Below are 14,865 nucleotides of genomic sequence, written 5' to 3'. Positions count from 1 at the left end.
CAGCAGAAGGACCCGTTCACCCCGCAAGCCACAGTGCGAAGCGGGGTGAGCGGGTCCTCTGCGCTGTCAGGGTCCAGAGTTCGTCGACGAGAACGGCGACGGCGATGCCGATGAAGGCACCGGCGATCGTGTCGGTGAGCCAATGGACCTGGAGCGCGGTCCGCGACCACATCATGCCGAGGATCCAGATCCCGGCGAGGATGAACGACCAATGGAAGCCCATCCTCGGTGGCTGAGCTTCTGCTGCCTGGGCTGCCGATCCGCGCAGCTGATGACGGCGGCAGGCGATGATGGCCAGACTCATGGCCAGCGCGGCGGCGCCCATCGAATGTCCTGAAGGATAGGAGAATCCCAAGGATTCGTAGAGCTGATCGCCGGGGCGCAGCCGGGTGACGACGGCCTTGAGGATCTCCGAGGCGGCGATGCCCGCGAGCATCGTGGTGACGAGGACGATCGTCGAACGCAGGCGTCTGCGCAGCACGAAGACGCCTGCGAGCAGCGCGGTGCAGATGACGACACCCGTGCCGCCGCCGACTTCGGCGAGGACGACGGCGGTCCAGTACGGCACCGAACCTCTGTCGAGGCCGGCGAATTCCAGCCACGACTGATCGATCGCAGTGGGCCCGATGCGTTCGAGATGCAGCCACAGCCCGAAGGCGATGACGAGCAGAACGGCGGGCAGTGTCGCCCACAGCAGCCAGGGCGGCTGTCGGCTCAAGCGTTCCAGAGACCGTAGGCGTCGGCCATGGACGCGATCTTCTTCGCACGGGTCAGGCGCGGCAGGTAGGAGCCGTCGGTGATCTCGGATCCGCCTTCGGCAGCTTCGAGCATCTGGCGGGCCCAATCGCGTTCGTCCTCGCTCGGGCTCATGGCCTCGTTGAGGGTGTTGACCTGGTCGACAGTGAGGACGAGCTTTCCGGTCATACCCATCATGTGTGTGACTTCGGCATCGGCCCAGACCGTCTCATCATCGGCGTCGGCGGCCGAAGGACCGTCGATGGGTCCGGGCAGGCCGCCCATGCGGGAGGCGATCGTCAGACGTGAGCGGGCATAGGCCAGAGCCATCGGATCGCCGGAGAAGCCGGTGTCCTTGCGGAAGTCGTTGGTGCCGAAGGCCAGGCGGAAGGTGCCGGGCGCCTCGGCGATGCGGGTGGCGTTCTCCACTCCGCGGGCCGATTCCAGCAGGGCGAGCACGGGCAGTCCGGCCTTCGCGCGCATCGCGGTGTAGGACACCTGCTCGGGGCGTTCGGTCTCGGGCAGCATGACTCCGCGCAGTCCCGGAAGCATGGCGACGGCGGCGAGGTCGTCGGCCCAGAACTCGGATTCCATCTTGTTGATGCGCACCCAGGCGGACATTCCCGAATCGAGGGCGCGCACGACATTGTCGCGAGCTGCGATCTTCTTGTCATCGGCGACAGAAGCCTCGAGGTCGAAGATGACGGAATCCGCTTCCGAGGTCTGCGCGGGAGTGAACAGCTCCTCCCTCGCAGCATTGACGAGCAGCCAGGACCGGGAGAGTTTGGCGGGCAGAGCTGCGGCGCGGGCGTTGCGGATGATTTCGGTCAATGATCGACTTTCTCTCGGGGCTGGTTGCGTGCGGCCCCACGGGGTTTGGGGTGCTGTCTCCATTTTCGTCCCTGCGGCGTCGGATGTGTAGCCGAGAACAGTGATTGAGACGTGAATTTGTTCATGTCGGCACACGAACTGTGGGGCAGCGGCGCACGGAGCGCGGGGCAGCGGCGGAGGTCGGCGCACCTCCGCACCTCTGCGACGGCGCAGATGACGGTTCACATCGTAAGACGCTGCAGTTGTATCGTGAGATTGAGTCTTATTCTGTGAGCATGAAGTTCTCAATCGCAGTCATGCCCGGAGATGGAATCGGCAACGAGGTCGTCCCCGAAGGCCTCAAAGTCCTCAATCGCGCCATCGAGGTGTCCGGCGAGCCCGTCGAGCTCGAGCTCACCGATTACAAGGTCGGTGCTCAGCGCTATCACGAGACCGGTGAGACGCTCACCGACGAAGAGCTCGAATCGCTGCGTGAACATGATGCCATCTTCTTCGGCGCCTGCGGAGATCCGTCCGTGCCCTCCGGCGTGCTCGAGCGCGGAGTCATCCTCAAGATGCGCTTCGGGCTGGGGCACGCGGTGAATCTGCGTCCCTCGAAGCTGTTCGCCGGAGTCACCAGCCCGCTGGCCGACCCCGGGAAGATCGACTTCGTCGTCGTCCGCGAGGGCACCGAAGGCTCGTACACCGGATCCGGAGGTTCCGTGCGCACGGACACCCCGCAGGAAGTCGCGACCGAGGTCTCGGTCAACACCTGGTACGGCGTCGAGCGTGCGGTCCGCGATGCGTTCGCCCGCGCTCAGGCACGGAACAAGAAACTCACCTACGTGCACAAGCACAATGTCATGGTCCACGCCGGTCACCTGTGGCGTCGTGTGGTCGAGAAGGTCGGCAAGGAGTTCCCCGAGGTGGCTGTCAACTACGAGCACACCGATGCGTGCACGATCTACATGGTCACGAATCCCGAGCGCTACGACGTCATCGTCACCGACAATCTCTTCGGCGACATCCTCACCGACCTCGCAGCCGCGGTCACCGGTGGAATCGGTCTGGCCGCCTCGGGGAACCTCAATGTCGAAGGAACGGCGCCGAGCCTGTTCGAGCCGATCCACGGATCCGCTCCGGACATCGCCGGGCAGCAGATCGCCGACCCGACCGCCTCGATCCTGTCGGGGGCGCTCATGGCCTCCCATCTGGGGCTCGAGACCGTGGCCAAGGCGATTGAGACGGCCGTCGAGGCCGACCTCGCCGAGCGTGACGGAACGAAGCGGTCCACCGCCGAGGTGGGCGACGCGATCGCGGCACGCCTCGGCTGACCGGATCGACCGCCTCGGCGAGGGGGCGGGTGGGTGACGACGGGGTCATCTCTGCGAGGATGAACCCAACCGAGCGACACCCGATTTCAGGATTGACGACATCACCCCGGTGCGACGAGCGCCGGGGTGATGGACTACCCTGAAAGTGTCACTCATCACAAGTGAGAAAAGAGTTTTCATGACAGATTTCACCGTTCTTAAGAACCTCCAGCCGCAACCCGAGCTGGTGCGCGAGAACATCAAGAAGGATCCCGGCTTCGGCCAGTACTTCACCGACCATATGGCGCACATCCGCTACACGGTCGATGACGGTTGGCAGGGTCACGAGGTCCGTCCGTATGGTCCGCTGCTGCTCGACCCGGCAGCCGCCGTGCTTCACTATGCCCAGGAGATCTTCGAGGGGCTCAAGGCCTACCGTCATGCCGACGGTTCGGTGTGGACGTTCCGACCTGAGCGCAATGCCGCGCGCATCAACAAGTCCGCCGAGCGTCTCGCGCTGCCGCAGCTGCCTGAAGAGGACTTCATCGACTCGCTCAAGCACCTGGTCAGCCTCGATCAGGCATGGGTCCCGACGCCGGAGTCGGACGCCGATGAGTCGAGCCTGTACCTGCGGCCGTTCATGATCGCCACGGAGCGGTTCCTCGGCGTGCGGGCCAGCCACGAAGTCGACTACTACGCCATCGCGTCGCCGGCCGGACCCTACTTCTCCGGGGGCATCAAGCCGGTGTCGATCTGGCTCTCGCCGAAGCTCAAGCGCGCCGGCGCGGGCGGCACGGGATTCGCCAAGTGCGGCGGCAACTATGCATCGTCGCTGGTGGCGACTAACGAGGCGGCCGCCAAGGGGTGCCAGCAGGTGCTGTTCACCGACTCGGTGGAGAACAAGTACATCGATGAGCTCGGCGGCATGAACCTCATGCTCGTGACGAAGAGCGGCAAGCTGCTCACCCCGGCGCTGAGCGATTCGATCCTTGACGGCGTCACCCGCCGTTCGCTGCTCGAACTGGCTCCTCAGCTCGGACTCGAGGCGGAAGAGCGTCAGATCTCCATCGAGGAGTGGCGCGAGGGTGCGGCCAGCGGCGAGATCATCGAGGCGTTCGCCTGCGGCACCGCTGCGGTCATCACGCCGATCAGCAAGCTCGTCAGCGAAGACTTCACCATCGACCATGGTGAAGAGGCCGGCGAGACGACCATGGAGCTGCGCAAGACGCTGCTCGGCATCCAGTACGGACGCGTCGAGGACAAGAACAACTGGCTCGTGCGTCTGGCCTGATTTTGGATCAGGCCCGGTGCCGTCTTCCGGGACCGTGCTGAGAGGGGCCGGGAACCGCGAACTGATCGCGGTTCCCGGCCCCTTTTGCTGTGCTCTGGGACAACGGGTTCCGCTGGTGAACGCGCGGATGCTTGGTCAGGGAGTAGGCGAATGCCTGGTCAGGGAGGGGGCAGATGACGGATTCGGGCCAGAGCTGACGACACCCGGTCGATGTTCTCCATGTCGGAGTCGGTGATGTTGCTGACGAGCTTATCGGCTGGAATCCCCGTGGTGAGTTCGTCAAAGCCGCCGTGCTTCAGGAGATAGGCGGCGGCCAGCGGGGCGGCGACATTGCTCTCCAGTGGAGTGTCTTCGGGGTGGATCCGCAGTCCGGCGCGGATCATGAAGAATCCGGCTCCGGAGCCGATCCACAGCATCGGCAAGGCCAGAACTGCGGTTGAACCATTCACACCGAGACCGGTCAGGGGCACAAGCACCGCGATGAGCAGATAGATGACAACGATGGCGAGACCGAGGAGAAATTCGTTCCGCAGGTAGGCCTGGCTGCCTAGCTTCCTCGATAGGCGCCGGATCCCCGGGGCTCCGAGAACCGCGCGCACCCGAAGATGTTCATCAGCGACGAACGCCATCATGGACAGCGCTCCCCACCGCGCAAATGCGATGGTGATTCCGATGCCGAGGGCGAGTGAGACGGGGATGACCCAGATTGCCGCCGCGGGCTCGATGACGAAGCCGATGGCGACAGCGGCGCCAGCGAAGACGGCGACAAAGAACAGACCGCTGCCGCCGAGCAGGAAGCGGAGTTGGGTGGCGGTTCTGTCAAAGGTCAATGAGGAGACCACTGCTGCGGCGCTGACCTCACCGTGGTCGTTCACGCGGTCCACCTGCTCTGTCGGGCACCATGTCTCTGGCTCGAGAATTCGTGTCAGTGTAGATCGATTCGGTCGGCGAGACCAGGGTTCGTTATTTTACTCAGTCGTGAGCTAATTGAGGTACCGTGGAGTCGTGCACACGACCACCTCGGCGTCGGTTCCGACAGCCTCCGAAGTCATCGCTCACCTGCCATGGAAGTGGCGCACTCAAGGTGCCATCTTCATCATCGGCGGGCTCGGTTTCATGTTCGACGCATGGGACGTCGCCCTCAACGGATTCCTCATTCCGCTGCTCAGCGACTATTGGAGCCTCAGCGTCGGCCAGGCCGCGTGGATCGCGACCGCCAACCTCATCGGCATGGCGCTGGGTGCCTTCATCTGGGGCGGCATCGCCGACGTCATCGGGCGGAAGAAGGCATTCACTCTCACCCTGCTCGTGTTCTCGATCTTCACCGTCGCCGGAGCCTTCGCACCCGCGTATGGGTGGTTCATCCTCTTCCGCTTCCTGGCGGGATTCGGGCTCGGCGGATGCATCCCCGTCGACTACGCCCTCGTCGGGGAGTTCACTCCCAGCCGTCACCGCGGACGCGTGCTCACGGCGATGGACGGCTGGTGGCCGATCGGCGCCTCGCTGTGCGCGTTCGTTTCGGCCTATCTGCTCGGTTTCGGGGACTGGCGCCTGATCATGCTCGTCATGATCGTGCCGGCTCTGCTGACGGTGGCGGTGCGTTTCGGGATTCCGGAATCACCTCTCTATCTGGCCTCGGTCGGACGCTACGCAGAGGCCGATGCGATCATCAGGCGACTGGTCGAGCGCACCGGTGCCGACGTCACCGAATGGACCCATGAAACGGCAGAGGGTTCTACCGCGTCGCCGACGACAGGCCCTGCCTTGTCGCAGACCGAGCCGATTTCGGGCTCCGGGCCGAAGGTCAGCAGGCAGCTGCGCGCGGCCAGCGGCCAGCTGGTGCAGCTGTGGCAGCACTCCGCGAAGACGACGCTCGTCGCCTGGTCGCTCTTCGTCTCTGTCCTCCTTGTCTACTACGCGGCACTGACATGGCTGCCGGGGATCCTCAAGAAGCAGGGGCTGGCCGATCAGGCGGCATTCCTCGTCACCGGGTCGATGACCGCGGTGGGCATCCTCGGCGTGATCGTCTCCGCGCTCATCGTCGAACGATTCGGTCGCAAATGGGTGCTCGGGGTCTCATCGATCGTGGCCGCCGTCCTCCTCGTCGGATCTGCCGTATTCATCGAAGCCTCCGGCGCCGATCTCACCTGGACAGCGAAGGCTGCGATCATCGGGTTCGGCTTCGTCATCCAGATCGCCATCCCGACGCTCTACACCTACGTCTCCGAGCTCTATCCCACCCGACTGCGCGGATCCGGTTTCGGCTGGGCATCGGCAGCGTCCCGACTGGCGACAGGTATCGCTCCGATCGTCTTCGGTGCGTTCATGTGGCCCGTGCTCGGCTTGACCCTGACGTTCGTCCTCACAGGAGCGCTCGTGGTCGTCGCCGTGCTGCTCATGGGCTTCCTCGCCCGAGAGACCACCGGTGAAGAACTGAGCTGATCCGGCCACGGGAGTCGGGCTGATCGGGCCACAGGAGCAACGTAGCCTTCAGTCGAAAAGGGCCACTGTCCGCGCCTCATTGAGGTCAGCGCCCGATCTGCCTCCACGGACGTCTGACCTGGACAGATGCCCAGGTGGACTCTTGTGTCAGTGCCGGACTGTAATGTTCTGGGCATGGAGGCAAAGCAGGTTCCAGTCGTACTCACCGAGATACTTCGGTGGCGTGACAGCCTGTCCGATTTGCCTCCGGCCGCGACCGAGGAAGAAGCGATCGATCGCATCTCGGCACTCGAGGAGCTGACCTCCGCCTGCGCCGCCGCGCAGGCCCGCGAATCCCTGACGTTCGATATGCACCGTAAGAATCGGGAAGCCGAAGACGGAGTTCCGAGCAAGAAACAGGGACTCGGAGTCGGTGCGGAGATCGGCTTGGCCAGAAAGGTCTCCCGGCACCGTGGCAACGCGCTGCTCAAATTCTCGCGCACCCTGCTCTTGGACCTGCCCAATGTCTACACGGCGATGAAGGGCGGCGACATCTCTGAGGAGAAGGCCCGGACGGTCGCAAAGGAATCCGACTGGCTTCCGCGGGAGAAGAAGCACGAGCTCGACGAGCGGATGGCCGATCGACTGGCCGAAGTGGGCGTCAGGAGACTGGGCAATGAAGTGAGGGCCTTGGCGCAGAAACTCGACCAAAAGGCTGCGGTCGACCACCTCGAGCGCTGTACCGAAGAACGCGCGGTCAGCGTGCGTCCGGCACCCGGAAACATGGCCTATCTGACCGCTCTGCTGCCGATGCCGCAGGCTGTCGCCGCATTCGCCAACCTCAAGAAGTCGGCGCAGACTGTCATCGCCACCGGCAGTGCCGACGGCCGAGGTCAGAATCAGATCGCTGCCGACCTCTTCGTCGAGCGACTGACCGGGCAGGCTGCTGCTGCGGCAGTGCCCACCGAAATCCACCTCATCATGCAGGACAGCAGTCTGTTCGGGCCAAGAGAAGAATCGGCATGGTTCCCCGGAGTCGGCCCGATCCCGGCACAGGCCGCCAGGGCTGTCGTTGCCGAAAACGAGGCCGCCACTTTCATCCGCAGGCTCTACACGCGGCCCGAAGACGGGCAGCTCGTGAGGATGGACTCGCGCCGCAGGGAATTCTCCGGGCTGCTTCGACGTATGGTCGTCTTCCGCGACGACGTCTGCCGCTCGCCCTGGTGCGAGGCACCCATCCAGCACGCCGATCATGCCGACGCTGCCGCCGCCGGCGGCGAAACCGAATGGGACAACGCCTCTGGACTATGCGCCGCCTGCAACTACCTCAAGGAACTCAGCGGGTGGCGCCACAAGGCAACTGCCGACGCCCTCGAAGTCGTTACGCCGACCGGCCACCACTACAAGACCCGCACCAAACCACTCAGCGACCCCGATCCCGGATGCGCCTCTGGTCAGGACGGAGGTCCGGGTGCGCGTCACGGTCCAGGCAAGCAGGATCCTCCTGATCAGCAGCACGATCGGGAACGGCAGCAACTTCCCGGTCGACAACATGACCCCGAGCCGGGACGAGGCGACCGGGAAACTGACCACGCGTTTTCGGTGCTGATCCCATGGCGGTACGTTCGCCGGACCTCGCAGCCGGCAACCGTCGATGTCGGCGGAACCACCATCGGAATCGATATCTTCGATGCCGACGAACGCCCGATGAGTCCCACCGAAGAACTCCTCTGCGCCGCAATCATCGAACACCGAGGCAGGCTGTGAACCGAGTCTGCCGAAGCGATGACAAGTGGTCACCGAAAGTTCAACTGCCCGCTCTGTCGCGGGACTATGGTGATAGTCATGAACGACCTCAACGGGCAGCCGTCGCCCGCTGACCACATCGCGCGCTCCGACCAAGCAGACGTTCCTGCGGTCGAAATCGTGTGGGGGATGCCGGCGGGTCTGGGCCCGTCGTGGCAGGGCGTGCCCTCGGGGCCGGGAGTCGCCGGCGTCCTCCCGCCCCGCAGCGAGGTCGAAGCAGTCTATGGGGCCGCTGCCGCCGAGCCGCCGCTGAACGAGGACCCGCGGTTCGCGTCATTGTTCGCCGATGTCTACGAAGTCTCCGTCCGCAACGGACAGGTCCTCATGACCCTGACCCGGACGCAGCCCGACGGACGGCTGAGCTCATTCGCCTACGGACACCATTGGAAGTGGGAAGAACAGAAATATCCGTGGGCATTCGAACTGCAGAGCCGCCTCGGCGGGGCTTCGACCGAACTCGAATCGACCTTCGCTCTCAACCTGCTCGCTCGTGATCCTAACCGGCGCGATCGGGGCCTGGGACGACGCACTCTCGAAACGTGGATCGGCGAGGTCGGACGCTTCGGCTGCTGGCTGCAGACCGACGATATCGACAGCCCGGCACGACGCCTCTACGAGACACTCGGCTTCACCGAACTCGGCCACGGGCCCGAAGCCCCCAACGGGCGCCCCGGCCTGGTCATGTACCGCAGTCCGCGGTGAGACATCCACGGCAGAACAGTTCCTCGTCAGCGGCACCAAGCGGCTGAGTCAGCGGCGGTCACTAGGATGAGAGAATGCGTGAAGAAGACTCTCCCTCTACGGACCCGACGACGAGCGCCGATCTGCCCGACGATGAACACCTCTGGCTCGAAGACATCTACGGCGAGGAGCAGATCGCCTGGGTGAAGGACCAGAACGCGAAGACCCTCGACCGTTTTCACGACGGCCTCTTCGACGATATCTCCGATGATCTGCGCACCGCACTGGACTCCGACGACCGCATCCCGATGGTCACCAAACGCGGCGAGCACTTCTATAACTTCTGGAGGGACAAGACCAACCCGAAGGGCCTGTGGCGACGCACCTCCTGGGACAGCTACCGCACTGCCGCACCCGACTGGGAGGTGCTGCTCGACCTCGACGAACTGGCCGCAGAAGAAGACACCGCCTGGGTCTGGTCAGGTGCGATGGTGCGCCGCAGCGACAATCGGCGTGCACTCGTCCTCCTTTCCCCGGACGGAGGCGACTCGCACCGAGTCCGCGAATTCGACCTCGATGACCGCGCCTTTGTCGACGGCGGCTTCGACATCCCCGCCGCCAAAACACGGCTGGCTTGGCTCGACGATGACACCGTGCTCGTCGCCACCGAAACCGACGCCGACTCACTGACGACCTCGTCCTATCCGCGCCAAGCCCGAGCGCTCCGCCGCGGTCAGAGCCTCGACGACGCCCCGATCGTCGCCGAAGTGCCCCGCGACCACGTGGCGATCTTCGTCGGCAGCGACATCCGCCCGGATACCGAGGCCACCGATCGCGCCGTCATCATCGACGCCATCGACTTCTTCAACTCGACCATGAGCTTCCTCGATCTCACCGACATCACGAGCGCAGACGGTTCGCTGTCGGTCGAGCCGACGGCATGGGCCGACGCTCTCAACCGGGTCGACGTCCCCACCGACGTCGAGGTCGGCTTCGAACGCGACCTCGTACTCTTCCGCCCCCAGTCGACATGGAAGTCCGCCACCACCGAGGTGGCCGCCGGCGGCCTCGCCATCGCCGATATCGATGCGGTCAAGACAGGCGAGATCGCTCCGCGCGTGATCTTCACCCCCGACGCCCACACCTCGCTGCAGTCCTTTACCTTCACTCGGGACTACCTCGTGCTCGAGCTGCTCGCCGACGTGCAGTCGAAGCTCACGGTCCTCGACCTGGGCAACGACTTCGCCGAGTCCGCCCTGCCCGGAGTCCCGGCCAACCATATGGTCGGCCTCGGCGCAGTCGACAAGCACGACCCGGCGACTGCCAACGACTTCTGGATGGTCAGCACCGGCTTCCTCACACCTTCGACATTGTCGTACGGCACGCTGGGTCCCTCGGACGAAGCTGCGGGAACGAACTCTGACGAGCCAACCGCTGAGGTGGTCAAATCGGCTCCGGCGATGTTTGATGCCGAAGGGCTGAGCGTCGAGCAGCACTTCGCCACCAGCGCCGACGGAACGAAGATCCCGTACTTCCAGATCGGAGCCGACGACCTCGCGCTCGACGGAGAGAATCCCACCCTGCTCGACGGCTACGGCGGTTTCGAAGTCAGCCGCACCCCCGGATACTCGCCCGTCGTCGGCATCGGCTGGCTCAGCCGCAGCACCACCGGAAGTACCCTCCCAGCAGGTCGCCGAGGCGCCTATGTCCTCGCGAACATCCGCGGCGGAGGCGAATACGGACCCGAGTGGCACACATCCGCGATGCGAGAGAACCGCATGCGCTGCTATGAAGACCACTCGGCCGTGGCCCGTGACCTCATCGCCCGCGGAGTGACGAGCCCGCAGACGCTCGCCTGCGCCGGCGGATCCAACGGAGGCCTGCTGGTCGGCAATATGCTCACACAATATCCCGAGCTCTTCGGCGCTGTGTCCTGCGGAGTTCCGCTGCTGGACATGGCCCGATACACGAAGCTCAGCGCCGGCTATTCGTGGAAGGCCGAGTACGGAGACCCGGATGTGGCCGAGGACTGGGCGTTCATCAGGGATTTCTCTCCCTACCACCTCCTCGAGGACGGACAGGACTATCCGCCGGTGCTGTTCTGGACGGCCACGTCGGATGATCGGGTGGGGCCGGTGCAGGCACGGAAGATGGCCGCCCGGATGCAGGCGCACGGAATCGAGAACGTGTGGTTCTTCGAAGACACCGAAGGCGGACATTCCGCCGCCTCGGACAACGAGCAGACCGCGTTCACCCGGGCGCTGAGCTACCGGTTCATGTGGAACGCACTGACAGGGGAGTAGGTTGGGAGACATGACGAACGAGACGCAGCACTTCCACGGCGAATACAAGGTCATCGGCGGCAAACTCGTCGTCGCCGATGTCACCACCGACGGTAGGACCATCACCGAGGTGAAGATCTCCGGGGACTTCTTCCTCGAACCCGAGGAAGCCTATTTCGACCTTGCACCGGCCCTCGTCGGCGCCAGCGTCAATGCCGATAATGCGGCGCTGCGCGGCCGCCTCGACGAGGCTCTGGCCGGCTACGGTTCGGAACTGGCGATGCACGGCTTCTCCACCGCCGATATCGCCGCCGTCGTGCGCCGGGCGTTGGGTTCGGCGGCGAACTTCACCGACTTCGACTGGCAGGTCATCCGCGGCGAAGTGCTGCCGACCCAGCTCAATGTGGCGCTCGATCAGGTTCTGCTCGAAGAAGTTGCAGCAGGTCGCAGGCAGCCGACCCTGCGGTTCTGGGAATGGGAGGACACGGCCACCGTCATCGGGGCCTTCCAGTCCTACGTCAACGAGCTGCGGCCCGAAGGTGTGGAGAAGTACGACGTCCAGGTCGTGCGTCGCATCTCAGGCGGAGGTGCGATGTTCATGGAGGGCGGCAACTGCATCACCTATTCGATGTTCGTCCCGCCTGCCCTCGTCGCCGGTCTCGACTATGAGGAGTCGTATGTGTTCCTCGACCAGTGGGTTCTCGCGGCGCTCAAGACCCTCGGTGTGGAGGCGTTCTACAAGCCGATCAATGACATCTCCTCGACCGGAGGCAAGATCGGCGGTGCCGCACAGAAGCGCAATCGCGACGGCACACTGCTCCACCACGCGACCATGAGCTACGACATCGACGCGGACAAGATGGTCGAAGTTCTGCGCATCGGCGAAGCGAAGATCTCCGACAAGGGAGTGGCGAGCGCGAAGAAACGCGTCGACCCGCTGCGGAGTCAGACCGGTGAGGCACGCAAGGACATCATCGATGTCATGGCGGACACCTTCGCCACCCGCTATGGGGCCACTTACGGCACCTACACCGAGGACGAGCTGAAGCGGGCGCAGGAACTGGTCGACGAGAAGTTCGGGACCGAGAAATGGACGCACCGCGTGCCGTGAGTGCTGACGCACAGTGTGCCGTGGGCAACGCTGAACCCACTGCTTTCCGTGGCACGATCGTGGCCCTCGGCGGCGGTGGGTTCTCGACGTCCGAGACCGGGGCCTCGGCCATTGATGACGAGCTGGTGCGCATGGCCGCCAGACGGATCCGCGCCGGCACTGAGGACGAGGCCGGTGCTCAGAGCGGTTTCGGCGCCTCTGTTGGACTCCCACACGTCTGCTTCGTCCCGACGGCATCCGGCGACAGCCGCGACTATATCGAGCGGTTCGAAGCGGCATTCGAGGCGAGTGCGCGAACCTATGTCCTCTCCCTGTTCGGGCAGAGTCCGTGGGACTACCAGGATCCGGCGATGCTGCTCGACATGGACCTCATCTACGTCGGCGGCGGCTCCACGGCGAACCTGCTCAGCCTCTGGCGCAGGCATGGCGTCGACCAGCGGATGAGAGAAGCTGCTGCCGGAGGGACCATCCTCGCCGGCATTAGCGCCGGTGCGAACTGCTGGTTCGAGGCCTCCTCGACGGATTCGTTCGGTCCGTTGGCTCCGCTGCATGATGGGCTCGGATTCCTGCGGGGGAGTGTCTGCCCGCACTTCCACGGCGAACCCGGGCGGAAGGAATCCTTCCGGGAATGGATCGCGCGTGGCCGACTTCCCGGCCCCGGAACCGCCATCGATGATCATGCCGCGGTCGTGTACGTCGACGGTGCGGCCGCCTCGGTGATGGCGGAATCCGCGGGGGCACGAGCCTACATCGTCGATACGGGCGGAAGCCTGCGCAACTTCGACGATAAGGGACCCGCCGCACCTGTCAGCCAAGACGGCTGAGGCGAGGAGGATTTCGGTGCGGACCGGTCACCGAAACCAGCCGGGCTGTCTGTAGGATTGGGAATCAATCACGTCCCCTGCACTAGGAGAGCCATGCGCCAGGTCGAACCGTCCGTTGAACTGCTCGCCAAGCCCAATATCGATTGGGAAGCGATGAGGACTTACCTCGACGAGGTGGGCGGATCCTCTTGGGCGGACCGGGTCGAAGATGCGGAATCTCCCGACGCCGAGGATCTCCTCGAGTTCTCCGGACGCATGTGCTACCGATCGTGGGAGCCGGGACTCAACCCGAACGTCTCGCGCGTGCGCACCGATTCCGCGCAGTACCTCGGAAATGTGGTGAAGTCCCAGCACGGGTCCGTCCTCGAACACGCGAACTTCACCTTCGTCCTCCACAACGTCTCGCGTGTGCTCACCCACGAACTCATCCGCCACCGCGCGGGATCCGCGTTCTCGCAGGAATCGCTGCGATACGTTCGCCTCACCGACATTCCGTTCTGGTTCCCCGAGTGGGCACGCGAAGATCCCGAACTCATGGAACGCAGCCTCAAGGTCCTCGACACCCTCGAGGAGCATCAGCAGTGGATGGCCGAGCATTTCGAACTCGACGAGGAGGGCACGAAGTTCTCCCACAAGAAGCACATGACCTCGTTCATGCGTCGCTTCGCCCCCGAGGGCCTGGCCACCGGAATCGTCTACACCGCGAACCTGCGTTCGCTGCGTCACGTCATCGAAATGCGCACTGCAAAGGGCGCTGAAGAGGAGATCCGCCTCATCTTCAACAAGATCGGCGAGGTCATGCGCGAAGAGGCCCCGGCGGTATTCGCCGACTACGAAGTCGTCGACGGAGAATGGGTCCCCGGCACCCGCAAGGCCTGAGACCACGCAAGACATGATGCGAAGCGTCCGAAGACCGCCGAGCGCCTCACACCTACAGACACCTGTTGCGCCCAGCCACACCTGACGCCGACGTCAGACAGATTTCAGGAGGAACCGTCATGGCAGATATCTACGCAGCTCAGCTCAATCCCGGCAAGCTCGACGTCGTCACCGACTGGGTGGCCAAGCAGGACTGGGCCACCGAGCTCTACCTCGCGGCAAACCCGCTCGAGGCAGTCACCGCGTACCGCTTCGACGACCCCGCTGGCGAAGTGGGCATCGAGATCCACATCGTGAGGAGCGGCGACCAGCTGCTGCAGGTGCCGCTGACTTATCGCGGCGCACCGCTCGAGGGCGCCGACGAAGCATTCGTGGCGAACATGGATCACTCGGTGCTCGGCAAGCGGTGGGTCTACGCCGGCATGGGCGACCCGCTGTTCCGGCAGCGCCTCGACCACACCATCGCCACCGCGTCGACCGCGGCGAAGCAGTACCGCGTCGACGAAGAGGGCAATCGGGGAGAAGAGATCACCGAGGTGGCCCACGCCTTCGGGACGGGACCTCTGCCGGGCGCCGGCGACGTCGAGATCCTCTACCGTCTCTCGCCCGAATCACCAGCCGAGAAGTCCGACGCAGGTCTGCTGCTGGGCCGCTGGGAAGGCCAGGACACGAATGTCGTCCTCGCCATCATGGTCTGAAGGCTTACCAGTAC

General features: G+C 64.5%; 13 protein-coding genes. 10 read left to right on the top strand and 3 right to left on the bottom strand.

Annotated elements, in window-relative coordinates:
• Window positions 1-16: 16 nt before the first annotated feature.
• Together ACSBQT_RS05210 and ACSBQT_RS05205 are read right to left on the bottom strand one after the other, a co-directional pair.
• Window positions 17-718, bottom strand: a complete 702-nt coding sequence (locus ACSBQT_RS05210) for a phosphatase PAP2 family protein (RefSeq protein WP_435001042.1) — start codon at window positions 716-718, stop codon at window positions 17-19.
• On the bottom strand, window positions 715-1,566 hold the full coding sequence (locus tag ACSBQT_RS05205; RefSeq protein ID WP_410711161.1) for an HpcH/HpaI aldolase/citrate lyase family protein: 852 nt from the start codon (window positions 1,564-1,566) through the stop codon (window positions 715-717). The genes ACSBQT_RS05210 and ACSBQT_RS05205 overlap by 4 nt, the downstream gene beginning before the upstream one ends.
• Before the next feature lie 275 nt (window positions 1,567-1,841).
• Between ACSBQT_RS05205 and ACSBQT_RS05200 the strand changes: the two genes are divergently transcribed.
• Window positions 1,842-2,879: a 3-isopropylmalate dehydrogenase gene (locus ACSBQT_RS05200; protein WP_410711162.1), complete on the top strand. Its 1,038-nt coding sequence runs from the start codon at window positions 1,842-1,844 to the stop codon at window positions 2,877-2,879.
• Window positions 2,880-3,057: 178 nt separating this feature from the next.
• A complete protein-coding gene (locus tag ACSBQT_RS05195; RefSeq protein ID WP_410711163.1) occupies window positions 3,058-4,149 on the top strand; it encodes a branched-chain amino acid aminotransferase in 1,092 nt (363 codons plus the stop codon).
• 158 nt (window positions 4,150-4,307) lie between these two features.
• On the opposite strand, the gene ACSBQT_RS05190 is transcribed toward ACSBQT_RS05195, so the two are convergent.
• Complete coding sequence (locus ACSBQT_RS05190) at window positions 4,308-5,024, bottom strand: hypothetical protein (protein ID WP_410711164.1); 717 nt, start codon at window positions 5,022-5,024, stop codon at window positions 4,308-4,310.
• A 130-nt stretch (window positions 5,025-5,154) separates the two neighbouring features.
• On the opposite strand from ACSBQT_RS05190, the gene ACSBQT_RS05185 reads away from it, so the two are divergent.
• The 8 genes from ACSBQT_RS05185 to ACSBQT_RS05150 all read left to right on the top strand — a co-directional run bounded on the left by ACSBQT_RS05185 (window position 5,155) and on the right by ACSBQT_RS05150 (window position 14,851).
• Window positions 5,155-6,591, top strand: a complete 1,437-nt coding sequence (locus ACSBQT_RS05185) for an MFS transporter (protein WP_435001040.1) — start codon at window positions 5,155-5,157, stop codon at window positions 6,589-6,591.
• 174 nt (window positions 6,592-6,765) lie between these two features.
• Entirely contained in the window at window positions 6,766-8,337 is a 1,572-nt protein-coding gene (locus tag ACSBQT_RS05180) for a DUF222 domain-containing protein (protein WP_410711166.1), read from the top strand.
• Between the two features lie 78 nt (window positions 8,338-8,415).
• Complete coding sequence (locus tag ACSBQT_RS05175) at window positions 8,416-9,078, top strand: GNAT family N-acetyltransferase (protein ID WP_435001038.1); 663 nt, start codon at window positions 8,416-8,418, stop codon at window positions 9,076-9,078.
• Between the two features lie 74 nt (window positions 9,079-9,152).
• Window positions 9,153-11,360 (top strand): prolyl oligopeptidase family serine peptidase, encoded by a 2,208-nt coding sequence (locus ACSBQT_RS05170; RefSeq protein WP_435001037.1) that lies wholly within the window; start codon window positions 9,153-9,155, stop codon window positions 11,358-11,360.
• 10 nt (window positions 11,361-11,370) lie between these two features.
• Entirely contained in the window at window positions 11,371-12,450 is a 1,080-nt protein-coding gene (locus ACSBQT_RS05165; protein ID WP_410711169.1) for a lipoate--protein ligase family protein, read from the top strand.
• Window positions 12,429-13,274 carry a Type 1 glutamine amidotransferase-like domain-containing protein gene (locus tag ACSBQT_RS05160; protein WP_410711170.1) on the top strand — a complete coding sequence of 282 codons (846 nt, stop codon included), beginning with the start codon at window positions 12,429-12,431 and terminating at the stop codon, window positions 13,272-13,274. The genes ACSBQT_RS05165 and ACSBQT_RS05160 overlap by 22 nt, the downstream gene beginning before the upstream one ends.
• 93 nt (window positions 13,275-13,367) lie before the next feature.
• Window positions 13,368-14,153 (top strand): FAD-dependent thymidylate synthase, encoded by a 786-nt coding sequence (gene thyX / locus ACSBQT_RS05155; RefSeq protein WP_062243820.1) that lies wholly within the window; start codon window positions 13,368-13,370, stop codon window positions 14,151-14,153.
• A 119-nt stretch (window positions 14,154-14,272) separates the two neighbouring features.
• The gene (locus tag ACSBQT_RS05150; RefSeq protein ID WP_410711171.1) at window positions 14,273-14,851 is read left to right on the top strand and encodes a maltokinase N-terminal cap-like domain-containing protein; all 579 of its coding nucleotides are present in this window, start codon (window positions 14,273-14,275) and stop codon (window positions 14,849-14,851) included.
• The last annotated feature ends 14 nt before the right edge of the window (window positions 14,852-14,865 follow it).

The organism is Brevibacterium sp. H602, assembly GCF_051172395.1.
Classification (GTDB): domain Bacteria; phylum Actinomycetota; class Actinomycetes; order Actinomycetales; family Brevibacteriaceae; genus Brevibacterium.
This window is presented reverse-complemented; position numbering and strand designations above follow the sequence as displayed.

What these genes read in the sequence shown, in the direction of transcription:
- ACSBQT_RS05200 (WP_410711162.1), top strand. Translation starts at nt 1,842, where the DNA reads ATGAAGTTCTCAATCGCAGTCATGCCCGGAGATGGAATCGGCAACGAG.
- ACSBQT_RS05195 (WP_410711163.1), top strand. Translation starts at nt 3,058, where the DNA reads ATGACAGATTTCACCGTTCTTAAGAACCTCCAGCCGCAACCCGAGCTG.
- ACSBQT_RS05180 (WP_410711166.1), top strand. Translation starts at nt 6,766, where the DNA reads ATGGAGGCAAAGCAGGTTCCAGTCGTACTCACCGAGATACTTCGGTGG.
- ACSBQT_RS05175 (WP_435001038.1), top strand. Translation starts at nt 8,416, where the DNA reads ATGAACGACCTCAACGGGCAGCCGTCGCCCGCTGACCACATCGCGCGC.
- ACSBQT_RS05170 (WP_435001037.1), top strand. Translation starts at nt 9,153, where the DNA reads ATGCGTGAAGAAGACTCTCCCTCTACGGACCCGACGACGAGCGCCGAT.
- ACSBQT_RS05165 (WP_410711169.1), top strand. Translation starts at nt 11,371, where the DNA reads ATGACGAACGAGACGCAGCACTTCCACGGCGAATACAAGGTCATCGGC.
- ACSBQT_RS05160 (WP_410711170.1), top strand. Translation starts at nt 12,429, where the DNA reads ATGGACGCACCGCGTGCCGTGAGTGCTGACGCACAGTGTGCCGTGGGC.
- thyX (WP_062243820.1), top strand. Translation starts at nt 13,368, where the DNA reads ATGCGCCAGGTCGAACCGTCCGTTGAACTGCTCGCCAAGCCCAATATC.
- ACSBQT_RS05150 (WP_410711171.1), top strand. Translation starts at nt 14,273, where the DNA reads ATGGCAGATATCTACGCAGCTCAGCTCAATCCCGGCAAGCTCGACGTC.